The following is a 24,293-nucleotide window of genomic DNA, read 5'->3' as shown; positions in this document are numbered from 1 at the left end:
TTCAGAATGCCATTGCGGCCGGGGCGTGCGCGGCGGCCGGGGCGGCGGGCCACAGGCTGGCCAGCGCGGTTTCAAAACGGCGGACGATGTCCTCCGCGTCGTCGGCGCTGATGATCAGCGGCGGCAGCAGCCGCATCACCGCGCCGTGGCGGCCGCCGCTCTCCAGGATCAGGCCGTGTTCTAGACAGGCGCGTTTCAGCGCCTTGGCCAGCAGGCCGTTGGCCGGCGGGTGGCCCAGCGCGTCCGGCGCGCCGTTGGGGTCTATCAGTTCCACGCCCAGCATCAGGCCGCGGCCGCGCACCTCGCCGATGCAGGAGAAGCGCGTTTGCAGCGCCTGCAAGCGCCGGCGCAGCAGCTGGCCCACTTCCTGCACCTGCTCCAGCACGCCGGGCCGGCGCAGGTATTCCAGCGTGGCCGCGCCGCTGACCAGGGCGATCTGGTTACCGCGGAAGGTGCCGGCGTGAGCGCCGGGCGCCCAGCGGTCGTATTTCCGGTGGTAGGCCACCAGGGCCAGCGGGTAGCCGCCGCCCACCGCCTTGGACAGGATGACGGCGTCCGGCACGATGCCGGCCCACTCATGGGCGAACATGTCGCCGCTGCGGCCGAAGCCGGTCTGCACCTCGTCCATCACCAGCGGCACATCGTGGCGCGCGGTGATCTCGCGCAGGCCGCGCAGCCATTCCGCGCTGGCCGGAATGCAGCCGCCTTCGCCCTGGATGGGTTCCACCAGCAGCATGGCCGGCTTGCCTACGCCGCTTTCCGGGTCGGACAGCAGGTTTTCCAGATAGGCCAGCGACAGACGTTCGGTGTCGGCGGCGTCGGCGCCGAAGGGGCTGCGGTAGGCGTAGGGAAACGGCAGGAACTGGATTTCCGCCGGGTAGCCGCTGACCGCCTGTTTCGGCCCCAGATTGCCCATCATGCCCAGCGCGCCCATGGTCATGCCGTGGTAGGCGCCCTGGAAGGCCAGCACCGGACGGCGGCCGGTGGCGGTCTTGAACAATTTGAGCGCGGCTTCCACCGCGTCGGAGCCGGACGGGCCGCAGAACTGCACCTTGGCGTGTTCGGCGAAGGCGGCCGGCAGGGCCTGGTACAGCTGTTCCACGAAGGCGAGCTTGGCCGGGGTGGCGATGTCCAGCGCCTGCTGCAGCTGGCCGGACTGCAGAAAATCGGCCACCCGCTGTTGGACGAAGGGGTGGTTGTGGCCCAGCGGCAGCGCGCCGGCGCAGGCCAGGCAGTCCAGGTATTCGCGGCCCTCGCTGTCGTAGACTCGGGCCAGTTCGCCGCGGCTGATCACGCGGTCTATGCCGCGCGCGTAGGTGCGGGCGTTGGATTCGCGCTCGGCCAGTTGCAGGCGGCGGGGTTCAAAGGCATCCATCGTTTGCTCCCTGTCAGTTCAGCAAGGCCGCGGCGCGCGGCTCGGCGTGGTCCTGCGCGCCGGCGCGCTGACCCAGTTCCTTGATCCAGCGCCGGTATTCGATGCCCAAGCGGTCGCTGCGCACATGCATTTCCTGCTGGAGGTCCAGCGGCAGCCGCGCCGGGCGCTGCGATTCCACGATCAGCCGGTCCTGCTCGAACACCATGTCCTGGCGATAGAGGATTTTTTCCTCGCTCAAGTCGGCGCCGAAGTTGATGGCGACGATCAGCCAGATCACGCACTCGGCCTCGTCCACCGGGGTGGCGTTGAGGAAGGTGCAGAAGCGCTCGGTGTCGCCGGTCTTCTTGACGAAGTAGGCGGTGGTGGGGTTGAACACCGAGTAGGTGTAGCGTGCGGTGACCGGGATGCCGCGGTGGTCGCCATAGGGCTGGAACACCGAAATTTCCGAGGTGCGCAGCCCGTGTTCGTCCTTGAATACCTGGTAGTCCGGCAAGGGCTCCGGCGCGTCCGGGTCGCCGTTGAGATTGGCGTGGACGAAGGGGAAGTGCGAGGCGTCGAGGAAGTTTTCCACCGAGCGCAAGGCGTTGCCCATATAGCGATAGGGGCCGGCGAAGACCTTGCGGAAGCTGTCGTCCTCCCATTCCGGGAACACCGGCAGCGGCCGCTGCGGCGCGTCCAGGCTGGCCCAGATCAGGCCGTAGCGTTCGGCCGCGTGGTGGCGGAAGATCAGCCGCGCCGACGAGGGCGTGGCCTGGTCCGGGTGGGCCGGCACCCGCGTGCATTGGCCGCCGGCGTCAAAGCGCCAGCCGTGGTACGGGCATTCGATCTCGCCCTTTTTGACGCAGCCCAGCGACAGCTTGGCGCCGCGGTGGCCGCAATAATCTTTCCAGGCGTGGATCTGGCCGGCGCCGTCGCGCCACAGCACCAGTTCCTCGCCCAGCAGCCGCACCGCCTTGGGGCGTTCTGCGCTGACTTCGTCGGCGCGCGCCACCACGTGCCATTGGTTCTTCAAGGCCTGGTAGTCCAGACCGGCGCGGTCCCATTTGCCTGCGTACAGCATGCTTGCCTCCTTTCCGGTCCGGTTCACGCGCGGTCGCGGCAAGCGCCGTCGAACTGCCAGCCCGGACGCGCCCAGCCGTCCGGCGTGTAGTCGGCCATGCAGTCGTCCACCAGCGCGCGGCATTGCTCCAGCACGCCGCTGCTCTCGCAGTGGCGCAGCATGTCCAGCCGCACTTGCTCGTTGTTGCCGGCGTAGTTGTGCTCGTACAGTTCGTGGCGGCCGCCGAACTCGCTGCCCAGCGCGTCCCACAGCAGCTTGATCAGCTTGAGCCGGTCCACCGCCTCTTGATCGGTGCCCTGGAAGTAGCAGCCGATCAGGTCCTTGAGTTCCGGATTGGCCAGGTCCAGCCAGCTGGACACCTGCATGATGGGCGAGCCGCCGAGTATGGTGTTGAACACCGGTTTGAGCTGGGACATCATCTGGGTGCCGAAATAGCGCACCGTGGCGGCGGCTTCCAGCCGCGGCACCACCGAGCCGTCGCGGCGCGGTTCCGGGTTGTGGCACAGCGATTCGGTCAGCGACCACATCAGATTGCGCAGCGCCACGATGTCGGCCAGCCGGGCGCGCACGCCGCGGAAGCCGTCGCTGCCGTTGGATTCCAGCACCTTGGCCAGCAGGCCGCAGATGAAATCCATCTTCACCGCCAGCCGGGTGCCGGATTGCAGCGGATAGCGGTTGAGGAAGCCGGAGGCGGAATAGAAGCTGCGCGCGCGCTCGATGTCGCGGTAGATCAGCACGTTTTCCCAGGGCACGAACACGCCGTCGAAGATCAGCACCGAGTCGTTTTCGTCGAAGCGGCTGGACAGCGGGTTGTCGAAGGGGCTGAGCGCCGCGGCCTCGTAAGAGCGGCGGCAGATGATCTTGAGATTGGGCGCGTTCATCGGCAGGATGAAGCACAGCGCGAAGTCCTCCTCGCCGCCGGCCTGGTATTGGGCGGCGCTGTTCTGGGCGACGAAGGTGGCGTTGGAGATGGCCGCGCTGGTGGCCACCATCTTGGCGCCGCGCACGATGATGCCGGCGTCGGTTTCCCTCTCCACGTGCAGGTAAAGATCGCGCATCTCCGAGGCGGCGCGGGCGCGGCCCGCCGGCGGGTTCACCAGCACGTGGTTGAGGAACAGCACTTTGCGCGCGCTCTGGCGATACCAGTTCAGCGCGTTGTCGTGGAAGGGCGCGTACAGATGGGGGTCGGATTTCAGCGTGGCGGTGAAGCCGGCCTTGTAGTCCGGGGTGCGGCCCATGAAACCGTAAGTCAGCCGCGACCAGTGGGCGATGGCGTCGCGGGCCTTGAGCAAGTCCTCACAGGAGCGGCTGGGCATGAAATAGCGGTGGGTGCGATAGCCTTCCGGATCGATGTCGGTCATCAGCTCCTGGCTGTCCGGATGGTGCAGCGCCTCGTACAGCCGCGACATCGAGTAAGCGCTGTTGCGGAAAGCCGGGTGCCGGCTGACGTCCGCCACTTTCTGGCCGTAGATGTAGACTTCGCGGCCATCGTTGAGACTGGCCAGGTACTCCTCCGGCGTCATCATTTCGTTCAATGCAGCATGATTCACTTGGCACTCCTCATCGTCATTTAAGAGCAGCAAACACATTCCCGGACTGCGGGCGACACGACGCCCTCCCGTCAGGGATGAGAGAATCGACGCCATGGGCGCGGCCGCGCGTGGTTGCGGCCGGCGGATGGCTACGGCGGGTATTGAGTAGTGGGGCCGCTCAGTGGCTGAAGTAACGGCCCAGCAGGACGATGCCGGAAAACAGGACGACGGTATTGATCACCCGGATGAATTGTTCGCGGGTCAGCCGCAGGGTGATGTGTCGGCCGGCGAACACCCCGCACAACATGGCCGGCGCCAGGATCAGCGCCAGCAGCAGCAGGGAGGCGTCCATATAAACGCCGGCCAGCGCGAACAGCACCACCCGGGTCAGGGTGCTCAGGCCGATCAGCGTGGTCTGGGTGATGCGCAGATGTTCTTTCTGCTCGATGCGGCCGGACAGATAAATGGCGTAGATGAAGCCGCCGCTGCCGAACAGCGCGCTGAACACGCCGCCCACCAGGCCGAAGGGCACCGCCGCGCGGGGCTGGAATTGCCGCTTGGGGCTGAGGCCGCTGAGCGAATACAGCGAGTAGGCCACCACGAACACGCCCAAGGCCAGCAGCAGCGCGTCAGGCCGGGTTTTCAGCAGGATGGCGGCGCCGATCAGGCTGCCGGCCACCATCAGCGGGATCAGCCGCTTCAGTTCGCCCAGGTCCGCCTGGCTGCCGTCGCGCAGGATGTTGCTGAAGGCGGCGAACATATCCATCAGCGCCAGCAGCGGCACGATCTTGGCCACCGGGATGAAAATGGCCAGCACCGGGCTGGCGACCAGGGCGGTGCCGAAACCGGCCACGCCGAAAATCACGTAAGCAATGGTGACCGCCGCAAAGATGGCGCTCAGGTCCTGCCATGGCAAATCCAGCAACATAGGGGTTCTCCTGGCCTGCCTGCCACGCTTGGAATACTTTCCCGGGCGTTGGCCTGACGGCTCCTGCTATTTCTCCGACGGCTATTTTGTATGGAATCAGCCGTTCTCAAGTGTTTGCATCCTACTGATTTGTCATGATGTATGTCAAATGGGAAAGTTTGTCCTTGTAGTATTTGAATTGCATTTAATGATTAATATATTTGTAGAAAAAGTTTTACGCGCGACTACCGCGCCGGCCGGCGAGCCGGGCTCGCCGCGGCGGGACGAGTCCGCTATCATCCGCGGCAGATTGAAGGCGAGGAAGCCATATGAGCGATGAACTGCACATCACCGATCTGGTGGAGGGCACGGGCAAGGAGGTGGTCAAGGGCGCCTTGATCACCACGCAGTACACCGGCTGGCTGGAGGACGGCACCGAGTTCGATTCGTCCTACGCGAAGGGGCGGCCGTTCCAGTGCGTGATCGGCACCGGCCGCGTGATCAAGGGCTGGGATCAGGGCTTGATGGGCATGAAGGCGGGCGGCAAGCGCCGGCTGTACGTGCCGGCGCATCTAGCCTACGGCGAGCGCCAGATCGGCGCCCGCATCCAGCCCAATTCCAATCTCTTGTTCGAGATCGAGCTGCTGGAAGTGCTGACCCGCGACGATTGAGGCGGCGCGGCGGACAACAGACCGGCGCTGGGACCGGGTGTTGTTCGCCATTGCTCTTTAAGAGTCTGTTTTCAACGCCGTATCGCCGACGCGCAGCAGATCGTAAACAGCTTCTTAGTCCAGCAGCTTCCAGGCAATGCTCTCGCCGGCGCGCAGCGGCACCAGCGCGTCTCCGTCGTAGGGCAGCGTGTCCGGCACGGTCCACGCCTGCTTGGCCAGGGTCACGCGCTCTTCGTTGACCGGCAAGCGGTAGAAGGCCGGGCCGTTGAGGCTGGCGAAGGCTTCCAGCTGGTCCAGCGCGCCGGCGGCCTCGAAGGCCTCCGCGTACAGCTCGATGGCGGCGTTGGCGGTGTACATGCCGGCGCAGCCGCAGCTGCTCTCCTTGGCGTGGCGCGCGTGCGGCGCGCTGTCGGTGCCGAGGAAGAACTTGGCGGAGCCGCTGGTGGCGGCCTTGAGCAGCGCCTGGCGGTGCAGCTCGCGCTTGAGCACCGGCAGGCAGTAATGATGCGGGCGGATGCCGCCGACGAACAGCGCGTTGCGGTTCATCAGCAGGTGGTGGGCGGTGATGGTGGCGGCGACGTTGTCCGGCGCGGCGGCCACGTATTCGGCGGCGTCGCGGGTGGTGATGTGCTCGAACACCACGCGCAGCGCGGGCAGCTTGGCCAGCAGCGGTTGGAACACTTGCTCGATGAACACCGCTTCGCGGTCGAACACGTCGATGGCCGGATCGGTGACTTCGCCGTGCACCAGCAGCGGCAGCCCGGCCTCGGCCATGGCCTCCAGCGCCGGCATGGCTTTGTTGACGTCGGACACGCCGAAATCGGAATTGGTGGTGGCGCCGGCCGGGTAGAGCTTGACCGCGTGGACGAAACCGCTGGCCTTGGCCTTGCGGATTTCCGCCGGCGAGGTGTTGTCGGTCAGGTAGAGCGTCATCAGCGGCTCGAAGCGGCTGCCGGCCGGGCGCGCGGCCAGGATGCGCTCGCGGTAGGCGGCGGCGGCGTCCACGGTGGTCACCGGCGGCTTGAGATTGGGCATGATGATGGCGCGGCCCATCTGGCGACAGGTGTCGGGCAATACGGCGGCCAGCGCCGCGCCGTCGCGCACGTGCAGATGCCAGTCATCGGGGCGGATCAGGGTCAGGGTTTGCGTCATGGTCTTGCCTGCGGGTAGCGGTGAAAAAGGCGGTGGCCAAAAAGAACCTGTTTACATGCTGCTGCGCGGCGGCGATACGGCGTTGAAAGTCTCTTCAGAATGCTCATGTACGCTATGTGCATTCCGCTTCTTCAGCCGCTTTCGCCTGGTCTCGTCTTTGCCGGCGAGCGGGTAAACAGGCTCCGAGCCATCGAAATTATTTCCGTTTCAGCACCATGCGGAATTTGCCTTCCGCCGTGGTGTCCGAGGTCAACAGCGCATTGCCGGTCTGACGGCAGAAGGCTTCGAAGTCCTTGGGCGCGCCGGGATCGGTGGCGATCACCTCCAGCACCGCGCCGCTGTCCATTTCCGCCAGCGCCTTCTTGGCGCGCAGGATGGGCAGCGGGCAGTTGAGGCCGGAGAGGTCTATGGTCTTGTCGAAATTCATGGTCCGGCTTCCTCAGCCTTATCAGTTACAATGGAGGGAAGCCCGGCCGCTTGGAACCCGTTCAAGGCCGCATCGCCGACGCGAGGCGGACATCGAGCGGAATACAGGCCTGGTCGGAACTGTCCGCGGCTGCTCCCTAAACCCTAAGTTTACGCGAGTCGCCAAGCCATCCTCAAATCGGTCTTCATCATGTGCGTGATCGCTTTTGCCTACAAGACCCCCGGACTGGGCCAGCTGGTGTTGCTGGCCAACCGGGACGAATACTATGCGCGTCCGACTGAGCCGCTGGATTGGTGGCCGCAATATCAGAATACGCTGGGCGGCCGCGACGCCGAATCCGGCGGCGGCTGGCTGATGGTGGACGGCCGCGGCCGCATCGCCGCGGTGACCAATATCCGCGACGGCCATCCGGTCAAGGCGGAGCGCTCGCGCGGCGAACTGGTGGAGCGCTTCGTCGCCGGCGACGAGGACCCGTTCGCCTTCGCGGACTGGCTGCGCGCCGAGCAAGGCCGCTATGCGCCGTTTAACCTGTTGTTCGGCTATACCTCGGACCTGTTTCATTTCCACAGCCGCGGCGGCCAGATCGCCCGGGTGACGCCGGGCATTCACACTTTGTCCAACGCCACGCTGGACACGCCGTGGTTCAAGAGCGAGCGGCTGGCGGAGTATTTGCGCGAGTTTCAGCGCGTGCCCACCGAGGATCAGGCTTTCATCGCCCTGTCCGACGGCACGCCGGCGCCGCCGGGACAGTTGCCGAACACCCGCATCGGTTCCGCGCTGGAGCGGGTGCTGTCGCCCATCTTCATCAAGGGCCGCGACTATGGCACCCGCGCGTCCATGCTGCTGACGGTGTCGGCGCGCGGCGATATGCAGTTTTCGGAATTGAGTTGGGGCCTGGCCGGCAGGGAAACCGGCCGCCGCCGTTTCACTTTGCGTCCGGGCCAGCCAAGCGCGGCCCCGGCGCGTTGACGAGGAGTAGTGATTTGAAGACCTTTGCCGCCATCATCGTGCTGGCCCTCTGCGCCGCGCAGCCGGCGCTGGCCGACAACAAGATCAAGAAGAATATAGATTTTGTGCCGGAGGTGCCGTGGCAGGAGGGCGATTACCAGTTGCCGCCGTATCCGGCGCAGCCGGACTGGATCGCGGTCAGCACCGACAATCTGCAGGTCAATCAGTATTTCGTCGACGCCAAGACCCTGAGCGCGGGCGAGGACGGCGTGGTGCGGATGATCGTGCGGGTGAAAAGCCCGGCCGGCGGCGAGAACCTGAGTTTCGAGGGCCTGCTGTGCAATGAGGGCAGCTACCGCGCTTACGCTTTTGGCAACAGCATCGATAAAAACTGGATCCGCTCCAACAAGGCGGTGTGGCGCAAGATAGAGCGCGACGACAAGCTGCGCCGTTCGCTGCGCGATCTGGCCTGCCCGGACAAGCGCGCGCCGCGCGACGCCGAGGAGGCGATCAAGCGCTTGCGTCAGGGCTGAGGCTGCTGAAAATACAAAGGCCCGCGCCGGACTCCGGCGCGGGCCTTGTCGCGTCAGGCGCGCAGCGCGCGCCGTTTTTCCCGCCAGGCGGCGTGGCGTTGCGCCAGCGCGTCGAAATACAGATAGAGCACCGGGGTGATGTAGAGCGTGACCACCTGGGAGAACACCAGGCCGCCCACCACCGCCAGGCCCAAGGGCTGGCGCAACTCGGCGCCGGCGCCCAGGCCCAGCGCGATGGGCAGCGCGCCCATCAGCGCCGCCAGCGTGGTCATCATGATGGGCCGGAAGCGCAGCAGACAGGCGGCGTGGATGGCCTGTTCCGGCGACATGCCCTGTTTGCGCTGAGCCTCCAGCGCGAAATCGATCATCATGATGGCGTTTTTCTTGACGATGCCGATCAGCATCAGGATGCCGATGCTGGCGATCACGGTCAGTTCCTGGCCGAACAGCATCAGCGTGCCCAGCGCGCCGATGGCGGCGGAGGGCAGGCCGGACAGAATGGTCAGCGGGTGGATATAGCTTTCGTACAGCACCCCCAGCAGCACGTAGATCACCGCCACCGCGATGCCCAGCAACAGGATCTGGCTGCCCTGGGTTTCCTCGAAGGCGGCGGCGTCGCCGCTATAGCTGGTGGCGATGGAGGGCGGCAGCGAGATGCGGTCCTTGAGCTGGCGCAGGTGTTGATCGGCCTGGCTCAGCGGGATGCCGGGCGCCAGGTTGAAGGACAGCGTCACCGCCTGCAGCTGGCCCTGGTGGTTGACCGAGATCGGGCCGACGGTGCGCTCCACCGAGGCGATGCTGGACAGCGGCACCAGCTGGCCGTCGGCGGCGCGCACGCGCAGCCGCGAGAAGTCGAACTCGTTGACCTTGAACGGGTCGTCCGCCTGCAGGATGACCTGATAGTTGTCGCTGGCGGTGTAGATGGTGGAAATCTGCCGTTCGCCGAAGGCGCTGTACAGCGCGCTGCGTATGCTCTGGATGTCCACGCCCAGCAGATTGGCCTTGTCGCGGTCTATGTTCAGCTTGGCTTGCAGGCCCTTGAGCTGGGAATCGCTGGTGACGTCGCGGAAGATGGGATCGGCCTGCATCTGCTGCAAGAGCTTGTCGGACCAGGTGTTCAGGCTTTCTGCCTGAATGCCTTGCAAGGTGTACTGGTAGCGGCTCTTGCTCTGGCGTCCGCCCAGGCGCAGGTTCTGCGTCGGGTTCAGATAGACGCTGAGCCCCGGCACCGCGCGCAGGTCGCGACGCAGGCTTTCCATGGTCGGGTCCAGCTTGGCGCGCTCGCCGCGCGGTTTGAGCTGGATGAACATGCGGCCGGTATTGCCGCCGGACAGCGAGGAGGTGGCGAAGGCGACGTTGGGATTGGCCTGGGTGATGGCCGCTGCGCGTTGCTGCAGCTTGAGCATGGCCTCGTAGGAGATGTCCTGCGCCGCCTCGGTGCTGGCCATGATCTGGCCGGTGTCCTCGGTGGGGAAGAAGCCCTTGGGAATGCCGTTGAACATCAGCGCGGTCAGGACGAAGGTGGACAGCGCGCCGGCCAGGGTCAGGCGGCGATGCTTGAGCGCCAGGTCCAGCGTGCGGCGATAGCCGGCCAGCACCGCGTCGAAGCCGCCTTCCAGCGCGGCGGCCAGCCGGCCGCGCCGGGCCTGGTGTCCGATCGAGTCGGCGCTGAGAAAGCGCGAGGACAGCAGCGGGATCAGGGTCAGCGACACCGCCGCCGACACCAGTACCGCCAGCGACACCACCACGGCGAACTCATGGAACAGCAGGCCGATCACGCCCTGCATGAAGAAGATGGGAATGAAGATGGCCACCAGCGACAAGGAGATCGACACGATGGTGAAGGCGATCTCGCGCGAGCCCCTCAGCGCCGCCTCCATCGGCGACAGTCCTTCCTCGATGTAGCGGACGATGTTTTCCAGCATCACGATGGCGTCGTCGACCACCAGGCCCACCGCCAGCGTGATGCCCAGCAGCGAGATATTGTCCAGGCTGTAGCCCAGCCAGTACATCAGACCTATGGTGCCGATCAGCGAGATCGGCAGCGACAGCGCCGGGATCACCGTGGCCGCCATGCGCTGCAGGAACATGAAGATCACCATGATCACCAGCGCGATGGTGAGCAGCAGGGTCAGCTTGACGTCGTGGATGGCTTCGCGGATGGACTGCGAGCGGTCGTTCAGCAGGTTCAGCCGCACCGAGCCGGGCAACTGCGCCTGCAATTGCGGCAGTTCCTTGCGGATGGCGTCCACCACCGCCACGGTGTTGGCGTCGCTCTGCCGCATCACCGCCAGCACGATGGAGCGCTCGCCGTTGACCCAGCTGCCGCTTTTGAGGTTTTCCACGCTGTCTTCCACCGCGGCCACGTCGGACAGCCTCACCGGCAGGCCGTTGCGGCTGGCGATGACCAGATTGGCGAACTGGGCGGCGTTTTGCAGCTGGCGGTTGGCTTCCACCGTCATCAGCTGCGATTTGCCCTCCAGCGTGCCCACCGGGGTGTTGACGTTGGCGGCGCGGATGCTGGCGGCCACGTCGTCCAGCGTCAGATTGCGCGAGGCCAGCTTGCCCGGATCGGCCTTGATCCGCACCGCGTAGCGCTTCTGGCCGAAGATATTGACCTGGGCCACGCCCTTGAGGGTGGAGATATTGGGCGATATCCAGTTTTCGGCGTAGTCGTTGAGGTCGGACAGCGACATCGCCGGCGAATTGAGCGCCAGCAGCAGCACCGGCGAATCCGCCGGGTTGACCTTGCGGTAGGACGGCGTCGAGGTCATTTCCGTCGGCAGAGAACGCTGCGCGCGCAGCAGCGCCGCCTGCACGTCCACCGCCGCCAGATCGATATTGCGGTCGTTGTCGAACTCCAGCGTGATCGAGGTGCTGCCCAGGGTGCTGGACGAACTGATCACCGCGATGCCGGGAATGGTGGAAAACTGCTTTTCCAGCGGCGCGGCCACCGAGGAGGCCATGCTGTCCGGGCTGGCGCCGGGCAGGCTGGCGGAAACGTTGATGGTGGGGGTGTCGAAGCTGGGCAGCGCGGCGATGGGCAGTTTCTGATAGGCGATCAGGCCGGCCACCACCAGGGATAGGCACAGCAGCACCGTCATCACCGGACGGCGGATGCAGAGCTCGGAGATTTGCATCACTGGCCTCCGCTGGCCTGGCCGGCCTTGGCCGCGCGCACCTTGTCGCCGGGGCGCAGGTTGAGGCCGCCGTTGGACACCACGGCCTCGCCTACGCTCAGCCCTTTGACGACGGCTTTTTCCTTATGGATGGCCAGCAGTTCCACCGGCACACGCTTGACGCTGCCGTCGGCCTGCACCGCGTAGCTGAATTTGCCTTCCGGCCCGGTCAGCAGCGCCGCCACCGGAATGGTGGTGGCCTGCCGGTAGCGGCCGGCGTTAAGCGAGACGGTGACGAATTGGCCCGGCCACAGCTTGCCGTCCGGATTGGAAAACTCGGCTTTCAGCGTCAACGTGCCGTTGGCGCTGTCCACCGCGCTGTCGATGAAAACCAGTTTGCCGTCCACGCTGTCGCCGCTGTCCGGCAGCGTGGCGCGCACCAGCAGCTTGCCGGCGGCCTCGGCGGCGCGCACCGCGCCCAGTTCGCGCTCGGGCAGGGTGAAGGTGGCGTTGATCGGATGGATGCGGGTGATGGTCAGCATCGCCGCGGCCATGCCCGGCTGCACCAGGGTGCCCGGATAGACGCCGATCACGCCGATGCGTCCGCCGATGGAGGCGCGCAGCGTTTTATAGTCCAGCGCCACGCGGGCCGCCTCCACCTGGGCGCGGTCCGCGGCCACGGTGGCGCTGAGCGCGTCGGCCTTGGACTGGTTGGCGTCCACCACGCTTTGCGAGACGAAGTTTTTCGCCAGCAGGTCGCGGCTGCGCGCCAGGTCGCGTTCGGCGTTTTTCAGCTGGGCCTGGTCGCTGAGCGTCTGCGCCTGAGCCTTTTTCAGCTGCGCGGTTTCCGCCGCCGCGTCCAGCGTGAACAGCAATTGGCCCGGGCTCACGCTCTGGCCTTCCTTGACGTGGACCTTGGCCACCACGCCGGACACCTGCGGCTTGACCTCCACCTTTTCAATGGCGGTGACATTGCCGGTGGCGCTCAGTTCTATCGGCAGATCCTCCGCCGCCACTTTGGCGATGCCAACGGCAATCGGCGGGCGCGCCGCGGTTTTGGACGCGGCGGCGCTCGTCCTGGAGCCATACCAGCCGGCCAGGCCGGCCGCAGCCAGAGCAAGCGCGGCAGCGCTTGCAACGACTCGTTTCTTCATCTTTTCTTCTCGCTCTTGGGGCGGGCGCCTAGCCCGCCGTGTGGATGCCAGGCGTCGTCCCATCGATACCTGCTGGCGCATGCCGGCGTCGCCGCTTGCCGCGGACATCCATCCGGCGGCGGGCCGCGTTTCCAGGGCGTCCCTCCGCCGCTGGTCGCGCAGCCCGGAAAACCGGGCCGGATTCTGTCCGCATATTGGAATGATAGGGCCGAATAAGGCTTGCGGATCAGGAAGATGCGTTGGCGGCGCGGCCTGGGCTCATGAGCGTGGGGCCGGGGGGCGGGGCTGGCGCGCGGCATGCGTCGGATCGAGCTTACTCAAGCCCTTCCGTTTTCGCCAAGCGCAAAAGCGTTAATGATTTTGGGAAAAGCCGGCAAATTAAAAATACGCTTTTTGTAATATTTGAACGGGGTAATTGTATAGGCTTATTTTCAATATCATGAGCAATGCGTATGAGAGGCATTAATTTTTAGAATGAGAAACGAAATAATGGTGGAAAAACAATGTGAAATCAGCAAGCTGTGACAGCTAATGCGGGCAAGGATAGTCAATTTGCGACAAAAACGTTAAATCGCCCGCCGTCGCGCCGTGCTTAGCACTTGAAGTATTCAAAATCCTCAGCGCATAATGGCCGCCAACCACTCTGGATACAATCGAGTGAAGATTCTGATCGCCCCGCGATAGTCGACGGGAGCGGCAATACTTAGGAGAGTAGGCGAGATGGCTGATAAAAAATCGCTACAGACAATCACGGCCGCCGTGGCGCTGGCCCTGACTTCCGGCGCGGCCCTGGCCGCCATTGTGCCGCCGGGCACCAAGCTGGCCGCCAAGCAGGAACTGGTGCGCTCCAACGGCTCCGAACCGGAATCGCTGGATCCCATGGTGGTGGAGGGCGTGCCCGCCAACATCATCACCCACGACTTGTTCGAAGGCCTGACCGCCACCGACAACGAAGGCAGGCTGCAGCCCGGCGTGGCCGAGTCCTGGAAACAGACCGCGCCCACCACCTGGGTGTTCAAGCTGCGCAAGAACGCCAAATGGTCTGACGGCAGCGGCGTCACCGCCGACGACTTCGTCTACGGCATCCGCCGCCTGGTGGACCCCAAGCTGGCCGCTCCCTACGCCGGCACCTTCGGCATCTTCTTCCTGAACGGCGAGGCCATCGTGGCCGGCAAGAAGCCGGTGACCGCCATCGGCGTCAAAGCGCTGGACAAATACACCGTGCAAGTGGACACCGCCTTCCCGGTGTCCTACCTGCCGGAACTGATGTCCAACGCCCAGCTGGGCCCGGCGCCCAAGGCGGTGATCGACAAGTTCGGCAAGGACTGGGTCAAGCCGGGCAAGATGGTCAGCAACGGCCCCTTCGTGCTGAAAGACTGGCAAGTCAACAGCAAGGTGGTGATCGAGAAGAACGCGCAGTACTGGAACGCCAAGAGCGTGCAGCTGACCCGCGTCAGCTTCCTGCCCATCGAAGATCAGAACGCCGACCAGAAGCTGTACCAGTCCGGTCAGACCGACATGACTTACGAGATCCCGCCGGGCAGCTTCGACAAGCTCAAGAGCGCCATGCCCAAGGATCTGAAAACCTCCACCATCCTGGGCCTGCGCTATTACAGCCTGAACAACAAGGATCCGCTGCTGAAGGACGTGCGCGTGCGCAAGGCGCTGTCCATGGTGGTGGACCGCGACCTGATGGCCAAGAAAATCACCGGCGACGGCCAGCTGCCGTCCTACAGCGTGATGGTCAAAGGCGTACACGGCGGCCTGCCGACCAGCTACGACTGGGCGCAATGGCCGATGGCCAAGCGCGTGGACGAGGCCAAGAAGCTGCTGGCCCAGGCCGGCGTCAAGCCGGGCACCACGCTCAAGCTGTCGTACAACACCAGCGACTACCACAAGAAGATGGCCATCTTCGTGGCCTCCGAGTGGAAGAGCAAGCTGGGCTTCAACACCTCCATGGAAAACATGGAGTTCAAGGTCTTCCTGAAGAAACGCCACGACGGCGACTACCAGGTGGCGCGCAACGGCTGGCTGGCCGACTATAACGACGCCACCACCTTCCTGGCGCTGGTCCAGTGCGGCAATACCCAGAACGACAACTTCAACTGCAACAAGAAAGCGGAAGAGTTGATCAAGCAGGGCAATGAAAGCACCGATCAAGCCAAGCGCACCCAATTGCTGACTCAGGCCACCAAGCTGGCGATGGACGACTACCCGATGATCCCGGTGCTGCAGTACACGCTGCCGCGCCTGGTGAAACCGTATGTGGGCGGCTACTCGCTGAAGAACCCGGTGGATCGCTACCGCAGCAAGGAACTCTACATCCTCCAGCATTGATCGCCGGCCTCGCGCCGACGCCTGAACGCCTCCCGTCCCGCAGGGGACCGGAGGCGCGCGGGCGGACGCGCGTTCGGCCCTGATCTGGAAACGGGGGCAACCCCGGTGTGTTGAGCGGGCGGCCGTCGCTGACGGCGCCGCCCGCCCGTGACTGTCGGTGTCAATCGCCGTTGGTCCGTCCGCAGCCCGCGTATCGCGCCGGCGCGGCGGGCGCGGCGAGTCGGAGTAATTTGCAATGTGGTCCTACACCTTACGACGCGTGCTGTTGACGATCCCCACCGTGTTGGCCGTCATCACCGTCTGTTATCTGCTGCTGCACATGACCCCTGGCGGCCCCTTTGACGGGGAGCGCAAAGTTTCCGAGGCGGTATTGGCCAATCTGCAGGCCAAATACCATCTCGACCTGCCCCTGTGGCAGCAATACCTGTATTACCTGAAGAGCCTGCTGCAAGGCGATCTGGGCGCCTCCTTCCGTTATTCGGACTGGAGCGTCAACGATCTGGTGGCCAAGGCGCTGCCGGTGTCGGCGGCGATAGGCGGCAGCGCCATCCTGATTTCGCTGGTGATAGGCGTGGCGCTGGGCATCGTCGCCGCGCTGCGTCAGAACAGCGCGGTGGATTACCTGGTGATGCTGATCAGCAATATGGGCAGCGCTTTCCCGTCCTTCATCATCGGCCCGGTGCTGGTGCTGATCTTCGCCGTCACCCTGCAATGGCTGCCGTCCGGCGGCTGGAACGATTTCGATCCGCGCTTCATGATCCTGCCGGTGGCGCTGCTGACCTTCATCAACGTGGCCACCATAGGCCGGGTGATGCGCGGCAGCCTGATCGAGGTGCTGGGCAGCAACTTCATCCGCACCGCGCGCGCCAAGGGCTTGCCGATGCGCACCATCATCGTCCGCCACGCTTTGAAGCCGGCCTTGATGCCGGTGGTGACCTTGCTGGGGCCGTTGACCATCTCCTCCATCACCTCCGCCGTGGTCACCGAGTCCATCTTCTCCCTGCCCGGCCTGGGCAAGCTCATCGTCAACGGCGCGGCCAACCGCGACTACACGCTGGTGCTGGGCCTGGTGGTGCTGGTGACGGTGATTGCCGTGCTGCTCAATCTGCTGGTCGATCTGGCTTACGCCTTCCTCGATCCCAAGATTCGCTATTGACGCGCGTGACCGCGAAGGATTTCCCATGTTGAGAAGCAAACAGAAGCAAGCGGCGATCGCGCTGGAGACCCGTCTGGACGACGCCGCCGTAGAGGGCCGCAGCCCGTGGCGCGACGCCCGCATCCGCTTTTTCCGCAACCGCGCGGCCGTGGTCAGCCTGATCATCCTGTCGCTGATCGTGCTGGCCTGTATTTTCGGGCCGATGTTCCTGCCCCATACCTATGACGACACCGACTGGGACGCCATCAGCCTGGCGCCCACCTGGCAGGGCATGCACTGGTTCGGCACCGACGACCTGGGCCGCGACCTGCTGGTGCGCACCCTGATAGGCGGCCGCATCTCGCTGATGGTGGGCGCGCTGGCCACCGTCGCCGCGGTGATCATCGGCGTGCTCTGGGGGGCCAGCGCCGGCTTCCTCGGCGGCAAGATAGACAATCTGATGATGCGCATCGTGGACATGATGTACGCGGTGCCCTATCTGCTGATCGCCATCCTGATGGTGACCCTGCTGGGCCGCGAGTTCTATCTGGTGGTGCTGACCATCACCATCCTGGGCTGGATGGACATGGCGCGCGTGGTGCGCGGCCAGACGCTGTCGATCAAGTCCAAGGAGTATGTGGAGGCCGCGCGCGCCATCGGCGTGTCCACCGCCACCATCATCGCCCGCCACATCGTGCCCAATCTGCTGGGCATCGTGGTGATCTACACTACGGTAACGGTGCCGGGCGTGATTCTGACCGAATCCGTGTTGTCCTTCCTGGGCCTGGGCGTGCAAGAGCCGATGACCAGCTGGGGGGTGTTGATCGGCGACGGCACCAAGACCATGGAAACCCAGCCCTGGCAGCTGTTGTTCCCCGCCGGCATGTTGTCGCTGACCTTGTACTGCGCCAACTATATCGGCGACGGCCTGCGCGACGCGCTGGACCCGAAAGATCGATGAGCCCGAGGTAGAACCACTATGAGCATTTTGAAAGTCAGCAATCTCGGGGTCCAGTTCCAGACCAACGACGGCATGGTCAACGCCGTCAACGGCGTCAGCTTCGAACTGGACAAGGGGCAGACCCTGGGCATCGTCGGCGAGTCCGGCTCCGGCAAGAGCCAGACCGTGCTGTCCATCATGGGCCTGCTGGCCCGCAACGGTTCCACCAGCGGCGAAGTGCTGTTCCACGGCAAAGACCTGCTGAAGATGGGCGCGCCGGAACTGAACGCCATCCGCGGCGACCGCGTGTCCATGATCTTCCAGGACCCGATGACCTCGCTGAACCCCTACCTGACGGTGGAGCGGCAGATGACCGAGGTGCTGGAGCTGCACAAGGGCATGAGCCGGCGCGCGGCCAAGAAGCGCGCGATCGAGCTGTTGGAAGCGGTGCGCATTCCGGAAGCGGCGCGCCGCGTGGACATGTATCCGCATGAATTCTCCGGCGGTATGCGCCAGCGCGTGATGATCGCGATGGCGCTGCTGTGCGAGCCGGAGGTCTTGATCGCCGACGAACCCACCACCGCGCTGGACGTGACGGTGCAGGCGCAGATCCTGACCCTGTTGAAAGACCTGCAGCGGGACTTCGGCACCTCCATCATCATGATCACCCACGACTTGGGCGTGGTGGCCGGCCTGTGCGAAAAAGTGATGGTGATGTACGGTGGCCGGGTGATGGAATACGGCGACGCCGACAGCATCTTCTACCACCCCAGCCATCCTTACACCATCGGCCTGCTGGGCGCGCTGCCGCGGCTGGACCACGACGGCAGCGAGCTGGTCAGCATTCCCGGCAATCCGCCCAATATGGCGCACATGCCCAAGGGCTGCCCGTTCTCCGAACGTTGCCAGCACAGCACCGAGCGCTGCGCCGACGAACTGCCGCTGCTGCAGGCCAGCAGCCACAATCCGCAGGTGATCCGCGCCTGTCACAAGCCGGCCGTCGAGCTGGCGCAAGCAGCCCAGGAGGTGGCCCATGTCTGAACAAGCCAAACAGGCCATTCTTTCGGTGCGCGACGTCAAAGTGCACTTCCAGGTCAAGGGCAACGACAGTTGGCCGTGGAGCCCCAAGAAAACCCTGAAAGCGGTGGACGGCGTCAGCTTTGACCTCTACGCCGGGGAAACCCTGGGCGTGGTGGGCGAATCCGGCTGCGGCAAGTCCACGCTCAGCCGGGCCATCCTGAATCTGATTCCCGCCACCGACGGCGAAATCGTCTGGATGGGCAAGGATTTGCGCAAGGGCAGCGACAAGGACTGGCTGGCGGTGCGCAAGGACATCCAGATGATCTTCCAGGATCCGCTGGCCTCGCTCAATCCGCGGATGACGGTGGCCCACATCATCGGCGAGCCGCTGCGCGTGCACAAGCCGGAGCTGGGTCCGGAGGAAGTGATGCGCCGGGTCAAGGCGATGATGGCCAAGGTGGGTCTGCGCGAGCAGATGATCAACCGCTATCCGCACGAGTTCTCCGGCGGCCAGTGCCAGCGCATCGGCATTGCCCGCGCGCTGATCCTGGAGCCCAAGCTCATCATCTGCGACGAGCCGGTGTCGGCGCTGGACGTGTCCATCCAGGCGCAGATCATCAACCTGCTCAAGGAGTTGCAGCGTGAGATGGGGCTGGCGCTGATCTTCATCGCCCACGATCTGGCCGTGGTCAAGCACATCTCCGACCGCATCCTGGTGATGTATCTGGGCCGCGAAATGGAGCTGGCGGAAAAGTCCGCCTTGTACGACGCGCCTTCGCACCCGTACACCCGCGCCTTGCTGTCGGCGATTCCCATCCCGGACCCGAAGCTGGAAAAGAACAAGGTGATCCAGATCCTGCAAGGCGACCTGCCCAGCCCGATCAATCCGCCGTCCGGCTGCGTGTTCCGCACCCGTTGCCCGCAGGCGGAGACGCGCTGCGCTCAGCAGGCCACGCCGCTGCGCCGCGTCAGCGAGCAGAGTCAGTCTTCCTGCCTGCTGGCCTGAGCCGGACCCTGTCCCGCGCCAAACCGCCCCTAGGGGCGGTTTTTTCATGTCCGGGCCCGGCCTTCGCTATAGTGGCGGAGTGGCATCAAGCAAAAATCCAAACATGAAAACCACGCTCAAAATCGCCACCGGCCTGTTGGCCGCGCTGGCCTTGGGGTACTCGGCGCTGTTGTGGGCCGATTCCGACGCCTTGTGGAATATCGTCAGCCGGCAATGCCTGCCCAATCAGCAGGCGAGCGGCCAGCCGGCGCCCTGCGCCGCGGTGGAGCCGGGCAGCGGCGAGGCCGGCGGCTACGCGGTGCTGAAAGACCGCAACGGCTGGCTGCAATACCTGTTGATTCCCACCGCCCGCGTCAGCGGCATCGAAAGCCCGGAGCTGCTGAGCGAGCGCGCGCCGGATTACTGGGGGGCGGCCTGGCGCGCGCGCGGCTTTCTGGAGCAGCGCTACGGCCGGCCGATTCCGCGCGAACTGCTGTCGCTGACCATCAATTCCCAGTACGGACGCACCCAGAATCAGTTGCACATCCACATCTCCTGCACCGACGCCACCGTGCGCCAGCAGCTGGAGGACCTGAAGGACAGCCTGAGCGAGGAGTGGCGCGAGTTGCCGGTGGAGCTGCAGGGCCACGCCTACTGGGCGCGCGCGGTGGCGGCCAAGGCCGACGGCGGCCCGGAGGTGGACCCGTTCAAGGCGCTGGCGGCCGGACAGCCGGAAGCCGGCCTGGACATGGGCCGCTACGGCCTGGCGCTGGTGGCGACGCGGCTGGCCGACGGCCGCGACGGCTTCATTCTGCTGAGCAGCCGCGCCAGCCTGATCGGCGCCAACCGCGCCTCGGTCGAGGAATTGCAAGATCACGCGTGTCCGGCGCTGCGGGGCGCGTCCGCCAATGGTTCGGATGCGTTGCGTCGCCGCGACAACCATTCGCAGCCCGCTTCGCCGCCGGTCTAGAGCGGTTCCGGAAAAACCTTTGCGTTGGCAAGGGCTTGCCGGCGGTAAGGTCTGAGGGGGCGTGAATCGGCAATGGGTGGGAGTTATGCCAATCGCTTTTCAAGAGGAGGCAAAGCGGATAGCATCCGTCTGCTTTATTTGTAAATTGAATTTGTAAATTAAATGAGACTGACACAATGAAAAAATTCGCTCTGACCGTTCTGGCTGCTGCTTGCCTTTCCGCCCCGGTGCACGCTTTCGATCTGGGCTCCATGATCAGCGCCGGCTCCGACCTGGTGAAGTCCGCCACCCTCAGCGACGCCGACGTCAAAGCCATGGCCGCCGAATCCAGCGTGGTGATGGACAAGAAAAACAAGGTGGCTCCGGCCTCCAACGCCTATTCCAAGCGCCTGGCCAAGATGGTTAAGGGCCTGGACAGCGAAGACGGCACCAAGCTGAACTTCAAGGTTTATCTGACCAAGGAAGTCAACGCCTTCGCCATGGCCGACGGCACCGTACGCGTGTACAGCGGCCTGATGGACAAGATGAACGACGACGAAGTGCGCTTCGTCATCGGTCATGAAATCGGCCATGTGAAACTGGGCCACACCAAGAAAGCCATGCAACTGGCCTACGCCACTTCCGCGGCGCGCAAGGGCGCGGCCGGCAGCGGCAACAGCGTCGCCAGCAGCTTGTCCGAATCCGAGCTCGGCGGCTTCGCCGAAGCCGTGGTGAACGCGCAGTTCTCCCAGTCTCAGGAAAGCGACGCCGACGGCTACTCGGTGGGCTTCCTCAAGCGTCACAACTACAACGTTCAAGGCGGTCCGGCCGCGCTGCGCAAGCTGGCCGATCTGTACGGCAACGACAGCAGCCTGCTGTCCAGCCACCCGGCGCCGGGCGACCGCGCGGTGAAACTGGAAAAACAGATCCAGAGCATGTAAGCGGCATCCGCCCGCACATGAAAAAGCACCGCCTAGGCGGTGCTTTTTTCGTGGCTGCGTCAGCCGCTGTTCAAAACGTGCCGCGCGTCGCGAGCCGTCGCACGGTGAGTGCGACTTGTTGCGTGTGCATCCTGCGCTTGCTCCGCCGCAGCGCCTGGTTTTGCCTTGGCTCGCCAGATCGCGAACGGCTTCTTTGAGCGTGTTAGCCGCATATGGCCGGTGAAAATGGCTAAAAAAGACATTTTTTCAGATTGGGGCTATTATTGCCTTATCGTCATTATTTTCCCGGTGGGGCTGCGATGATTACGGAATTGCCCAGCTTGGACGCCTTGCCGCGTCAAAACGCCTCTCAGGTCAAAAACAAATGGGGGGAGGTCGTGCGCTTGGTTCATCAACAGGGCAGCGTGGCTGTTACCAACCATTCGACCGTGGAGATGGTGTTGCTGGACGCCGCCACCTACCGGCGGCTGGAGGATGCCATTCAGGCGCTGAAGCAGCGCGAGCAAGCGGCGTTGGACGCGCTGAATCAGCGCTTCGATGCTCGGCTGGCCCAATTGCAACAAGCGGGCACGGCACAAAACGTCGATAGTCTGTTCAAGGCCCAGGGCAAGTTAGGCTCGCGGCCCAAGGCCGGCGACGCGTTTTGATCGCCGCCGCCGCGCGTCCCTTCATCCTAGTGCTTGCCGGCGTGAACGGCGCAGGCAAGAGCTCGGTGGGCGGCAGCCTGCTGGCCGAGCACGGCTTGTCCTGGTACAACCCGGACAGTTATGCGCGCGAACTGGTCAGACAACTGGGTTTGGACCCGGACAAGGCCAATGGGCAGGCGTGGGAATACGGCCGCTCCCGGCTGGAGGCCGCCATCCGCGAGGGCCGCAACTTTGCGTTCGAAACCACGCTGGGAGGCCGGACCATGGCGGACATGCTCGCCGCAGCGGCGGGCAGTCACAATGTCATGATGTTGTTTTGCGGCCTGGACTCGCCGGAACGACACATTGCGCGGGTAGGCTTGCGTGTCGCCCATGGGGGCCACGACATCCCGGAGCACAAGATTCACGAGCGCTGGGTCAGCTCGCGTCTTAATCTGATCCGCTTATTGCCGAGACTGGCCCGGCTGCAAGTATTCGACAATAGCGCTGAAGCGGCGCCGGGGCAGGAGATTCCTGACCCGGTGTTGGTGTTGGAAACCGTCAATGGCCGGATGGTGTCGCCAGGGGTGGACGATCTTGCCGCCTTGGCCGCCACTCCCGTCTGGGCCAGGCCCATCGTGCAAGCGGCCATCGAATTGCCGTTGTCTTGAGCTCTCTGCCCGGGTTTACGCCGCGTTAGCCGCGCTTGACCTTGGGCGGCTTGGCCAGCTGCTTCAGCGCTTGCGCCACCGCCACCAGGCCGAAGCTGGCGGTCACCGTCATCGCCGCGCCGAAGCCGGCGCAGGACAGACCCTGCGGGCCGCGCGGCTCCGCGGCGTCGCAAGCCTGCTGCTCCGTGTCCGGATAGATCAGTTGTTCGGTGGAGAACACGCAGGGAACGTGCAGCTTCTTGCCGGCTTCGCGGCTGAACTGGTGGTGACGGCGCAGGTTGTAGCGCAGCTTGGACAGCAGCGGGTCGTAAGTGACCTCGCCCAGGTCCGCCACCCGGATCAGCGTGGGATCGGTCTGGCCGCCGGCGCCGCCGGACACGATGAAGGGCTGGCGGCGGCGCGCGCACCAGGCCGCCATCGCGGTCTTGATGCGCAGGCTGTCTATGCAGTCGATGATGAAGTCGTAGTCCCGGCCCAGCAGCTGTTCCAGATTGTCTTCGGTGACGAAGTCTTCGATCTCGATCACCTCGCAGGCCGGATTGATCGCGCGCACGCGTTCGGCCAGCGCGCTGACCTTGGCCATGCCGTAATTGGGGTCCAGCGCCGGCAACTGGCGGTTGGTGTTGGACTCGGCCACATTGTCCAGGTCTATCAGGGTCAGCTTGCCGACGGCGCTGCGCGCCAGCGCTTCCACCGCCCAGGAGCCGACGCCGCCGACGCCGACCACGCAAACGTGGGAGGCCTGAAAGCGGGCCAGCGCCTCCGGCCCGTAGAGACGGGCGATGCCGCCGAAGCGGCGTTCCAGATCTGCGTTGTGGGTGTCCATGGCTGCAATCGTCAACAATCAAATCGGCGAAGGATACTGCAAGCCCCGCTTGCTGACCAGTGCGGCGGCCGTGGGCGCGAGGCTTGCCCGCGGTCAAAAAAACTACAGTTAAGTGGCTGATTGCTGGGAACCTTTCGCCGGCGGAGCTATCCTTCTCTTCAGGTCTGTCATGAAGGGCTTCCTGCTCTTCCTCTGGCTGGCCGGCCTTTGTCACAGCAAGGGAGATTCCCATGAAGCAGCAAAGATTCGATATTGATCTGGACAAGCATTACAACGCCACCGTCGTGGTCGCCTGCGAGGAATGCGGCCATGAAATCCGCCATCATCTCAAGTCCCTGCATCCCGACAGCGTGTTGCGCTGCCATTGCGGCGCCCATATGGCCATGAGCCCGCTGACCGTTCAACAGGCCGAGCGCCGCGTAAGCGAGATCAAGCAATCTTATCGAATCCATTAAGCCACTGCTGACAATCTGAGAGTATCCCCGCCGGCCGTTTCGGGCCGGACTCGCCGGGCATAACCCGGCCTCCCGCAGCAGCGACACGGCGACCGCAAGGTCGCCGTTTGTATTGGCCGGCAGGCTAAGCGGCCTATGATCCGCCTGTGGACAACTGCGCGTCGTAGTCGCGGAAACCGTCCTCCACCGCCGGCAGGATATCGACGAATTCGAAATAGGGCTCGGTGAGGAGCGGGCTGTCGCGCAGCGCGTCGATCAGATAATAGAAATCCTTGATCGATTCGGTTTCGAACAGCGCGATATCGCTGCAACGGGCGGTGAAGGCCTCGGCGTCGAACCAGCGCATGCGCACCGCCGGATAGCGCGCGTAGATCGGCTTCAGGGTTTCCGCTTCGAACCGGCGGCGTTCCGGCCGGCTCAGGCGCAGCCAGTTGGGGTGGACGCGCAGCAGCGCGAAGAAGGCGTAGCTTTGGCTCATGGTTCCGCTTTCATTGAGGATGGGCGACGCTTTCAATGTATCCGCCCTTGTC

23 protein-coding genes are annotated in these 24,293 nt (G+C 64.6%); 13 read left to right on the top strand and 10 right to left on the bottom strand.

Annotated features, from left to right (window positions below; translation table 11 throughout):
* Window position 1: 1 nt before the first annotated feature.
* The 4 genes from ACODRW_RS06640 to ACODRW_RS06625 form a co-directional block, all read right to left on the bottom strand.
* Window positions 2-1,375 (bottom strand): diaminobutyrate--2-oxoglutarate transaminase family protein, encoded by a 1,374-nt coding sequence (locus ACODRW_RS06640; protein ID WP_488905402.1) that lies wholly within the window; start codon window positions 1,373-1,375, stop codon window positions 2-4.
* Between the two features lie 13 nt (window positions 1,376-1,388).
* On the bottom strand, window positions 1,389-2,435 hold the full coding sequence (locus tag ACODRW_RS06635) for an aromatic ring-hydroxylating dioxygenase subunit alpha (RefSeq protein WP_227105458.1): 1,047 nt from the start codon (window positions 2,433-2,435) through the stop codon (window positions 1,389-1,391).
* A gap of 23 nt (window positions 2,436-2,458) precedes the next feature.
* Window positions 2,459-3,985 (bottom strand): 4-hydroxyphenylacetate 3-hydroxylase family protein, encoded by a 1,527-nt coding sequence (locus ACODRW_RS06630; RefSeq protein WP_199225936.1) that lies wholly within the window; start codon window positions 3,983-3,985, stop codon window positions 2,459-2,461.
* A 160-nt stretch (window positions 3,986-4,145) separates the two neighbouring features.
* Window positions 4,146-4,895: a sulfite exporter TauE/SafE family protein gene (locus ACODRW_RS06625; RefSeq protein ID WP_107800877.1), complete on the bottom strand. Its 750-nt coding sequence runs from the start codon at window positions 4,893-4,895 to the stop codon at window positions 4,146-4,148.
* Between the two features lie 308 nt (window positions 4,896-5,203).
* Here ACODRW_RS06625 and ACODRW_RS06620 point away from each other — a divergent pair, with 308 nt between their 5' ends.
* Window positions 5,204-5,545 (top strand): FKBP-type peptidyl-prolyl cis-trans isomerase, encoded by a 342-nt coding sequence (locus ACODRW_RS06620; RefSeq protein WP_107800876.1) that lies wholly within the window; start codon window positions 5,204-5,206, stop codon window positions 5,543-5,545.
* Between the two features lie 114 nt (window positions 5,546-5,659).
* Here ACODRW_RS06620 and pyrC read toward each other — a convergent pair whose 3' ends face one another.
* Together pyrC and ACODRW_RS06610 are read right to left on the bottom strand one after the other, a co-directional pair.
* Entirely contained in the window at window positions 5,660-6,697 is a 1,038-nt protein-coding gene (gene pyrC / locus ACODRW_RS06615; RefSeq protein WP_227105456.1) for a dihydroorotase, read from the bottom strand.
* 196 nt (window positions 6,698-6,893) lie between these two features.
* On the bottom strand, window positions 6,894-7,124 hold the full coding sequence (locus tag ACODRW_RS06610; RefSeq protein ID WP_043589636.1) for a sulfurtransferase TusA family protein: 231 nt from the start codon (window positions 7,122-7,124) through the stop codon (window positions 6,894-6,896).
* Between the two features lie 189 nt (window positions 7,125-7,313).
* On the opposite strand from ACODRW_RS06610, the gene ACODRW_RS06605 reads away from it, so the two are divergent.
* Both ACODRW_RS06605 and ACODRW_RS06600 read left to right on the top strand, forming a co-directional pair.
* On the top strand, window positions 7,314-8,093 hold the full coding sequence (locus tag ACODRW_RS06605; protein ID WP_107800874.1) for an NRDE family protein: 780 nt from the start codon (window positions 7,314-7,316) through the stop codon (window positions 8,091-8,093).
* A 14-nt stretch (window positions 8,094-8,107) separates the two neighbouring features.
* On the top strand, window positions 8,108-8,605 hold the full coding sequence (locus ACODRW_RS06600) for a CNP1-like family protein (RefSeq protein WP_488905401.1): 498 nt from the start codon (window positions 8,108-8,110) through the stop codon (window positions 8,603-8,605).
* A 53-nt stretch (window positions 8,606-8,658) separates the two neighbouring features.
* On the opposite strand, the gene ACODRW_RS06595 is transcribed toward ACODRW_RS06600, so the two are convergent.
* Together ACODRW_RS06595 and ACODRW_RS06590 are read right to left on the bottom strand one after the other, a co-directional pair.
* Window positions 8,659-11,745 carry an efflux RND transporter permease subunit gene (locus ACODRW_RS06595; protein WP_107800872.1) on the bottom strand — a complete coding sequence of 1,029 codons (3,087 nt, stop codon included), beginning with the start codon at window positions 11,743-11,745 and terminating at the stop codon, window positions 8,659-8,661.
* Entirely contained in the window at window positions 11,745-12,878 is a 1,134-nt protein-coding gene (locus ACODRW_RS06590; RefSeq protein WP_158274363.1) for an efflux RND transporter periplasmic adaptor subunit, read from the bottom strand. Before ACODRW_RS06590 ends, ACODRW_RS06595 begins: the two co-directional genes overlap by 1 nt.
* A gap of 720 nt (window positions 12,879-13,598) precedes the next feature.
* Here ACODRW_RS06590 and ACODRW_RS06585 point away from each other — a divergent pair.
* The 9 genes from ACODRW_RS06585 (at window position 13,599) to ACODRW_RS06545 (ending at window position 22,482) form a co-directional block, all read left to right on the top strand.
* Window positions 13,599-15,215: a peptide ABC transporter substrate-binding protein gene (locus ACODRW_RS06585; protein WP_488905400.1), complete on the top strand. Its 1,617-nt coding sequence runs from the start codon at window positions 13,599-13,601 to the stop codon at window positions 15,213-15,215.
* Window positions 15,216-15,450: 235 nt separating this feature from the next.
* Window positions 15,451-16,371, top strand: a complete 921-nt coding sequence (gene oppB, locus ACODRW_RS06580; RefSeq protein ID WP_227105445.1) for an oligopeptide ABC transporter permease OppB — start codon at window positions 15,451-15,453, stop codon at window positions 16,369-16,371.
* Between the two features lie 25 nt (window positions 16,372-16,396).
* On the top strand, window positions 16,397-17,311 hold the full coding sequence (locus ACODRW_RS06575; RefSeq protein ID WP_081575942.1) for an ABC transporter permease subunit: 915 nt from the start codon (window positions 16,397-16,399) through the stop codon (window positions 17,309-17,311).
* A gap of 18 nt (window positions 17,312-17,329) precedes the next feature.
* The gene (locus ACODRW_RS06570) at window positions 17,330-18,331 is read left to right on the top strand and encodes an ABC transporter ATP-binding protein (RefSeq protein ID WP_107800868.1); all 1,002 of its coding nucleotides are present in this window, start codon (window positions 17,330-17,332) and stop codon (window positions 18,329-18,331) included.
* Window positions 18,324-19,316: a murein tripeptide/oligopeptide ABC transporter ATP binding protein OppF gene (oppF, locus tag ACODRW_RS06565; protein WP_107800867.1), complete on the top strand. Its 993-nt coding sequence runs from the start codon at window positions 18,324-18,326 to the stop codon at window positions 19,314-19,316. Before ACODRW_RS06570 ends, oppF begins: the two co-directional genes overlap by 8 nt.
* Window positions 19,317-19,419: 103 nt before the next feature.
* Entirely contained in the window at window positions 19,420-20,265 is an 846-nt protein-coding gene (locus ACODRW_RS06560; RefSeq protein WP_488876596.1) for a CDP-diacylglycerol diphosphatase, read from the top strand.
* Window positions 20,266-20,441: 176 nt separating this feature from the next.
* The gene (locus tag ACODRW_RS06555; RefSeq protein ID WP_107800865.1) at window positions 20,442-21,185 is read left to right on the top strand and encodes a M48 family metallopeptidase; all 744 of its coding nucleotides are present in this window, start codon (window positions 20,442-20,444) and stop codon (window positions 21,183-21,185) included.
* A 320-nt stretch (window positions 21,186-21,505) separates the two neighbouring features.
* Window positions 21,506-21,832 carry a type II toxin-antitoxin system prevent-host-death family antitoxin gene (locus ACODRW_RS06550; RefSeq protein WP_199225935.1) on the top strand — a complete coding sequence of 109 codons (327 nt, stop codon included), beginning with the start codon at window positions 21,506-21,508 and terminating at the stop codon, window positions 21,830-21,832.
* Complete coding sequence (locus tag ACODRW_RS06545; RefSeq protein WP_488905399.1) at window positions 21,829-22,482, top strand: ATPase; 654 nt, start codon at window positions 21,829-21,831, stop codon at window positions 22,480-22,482. The genes ACODRW_RS06550 and ACODRW_RS06545 overlap by 4 nt, the downstream gene beginning before the upstream one ends.
* 25 nt (window positions 22,483-22,507) lie before the next feature.
* On the opposite strand, the gene tcdA is transcribed toward ACODRW_RS06545, so the two are convergent.
* Complete coding sequence (gene tcdA / locus ACODRW_RS06540; protein ID WP_107800863.1) at window positions 22,508-23,308, bottom strand: tRNA cyclic N6-threonylcarbamoyladenosine(37) synthase TcdA; 801 nt, start codon at window positions 23,306-23,308, stop codon at window positions 22,508-22,510.
* Between the two features lie 230 nt (window positions 23,309-23,538).
* Between tcdA and ACODRW_RS06535 the strand changes: the two genes are divergently transcribed.
* Entirely contained in the window at window positions 23,539-23,763 is a 225-nt protein-coding gene (locus ACODRW_RS06535) for a hypothetical protein (protein WP_107800862.1), read from the top strand.
* 133 nt (window positions 23,764-23,896) lie between these two features.
* Here ACODRW_RS06535 and ACODRW_RS06530 read toward each other — a convergent pair whose 3' ends face one another.
* Entirely contained in the window at window positions 23,897-24,241 is a 345-nt protein-coding gene (locus tag ACODRW_RS06530) for a darcynin family protein (protein WP_107800861.1), read from the bottom strand.
* Window positions 24,242-24,293: the final 52 nt, after the last annotated feature.

This window comes from Chromobacterium sp. FG89 (genome assembly GCF_057808735.1).
The sequence above is the reverse complement of the archived record's forward strand: the minus strand, read 5'-3'. Positions and strand labels throughout refer to the sequence as shown.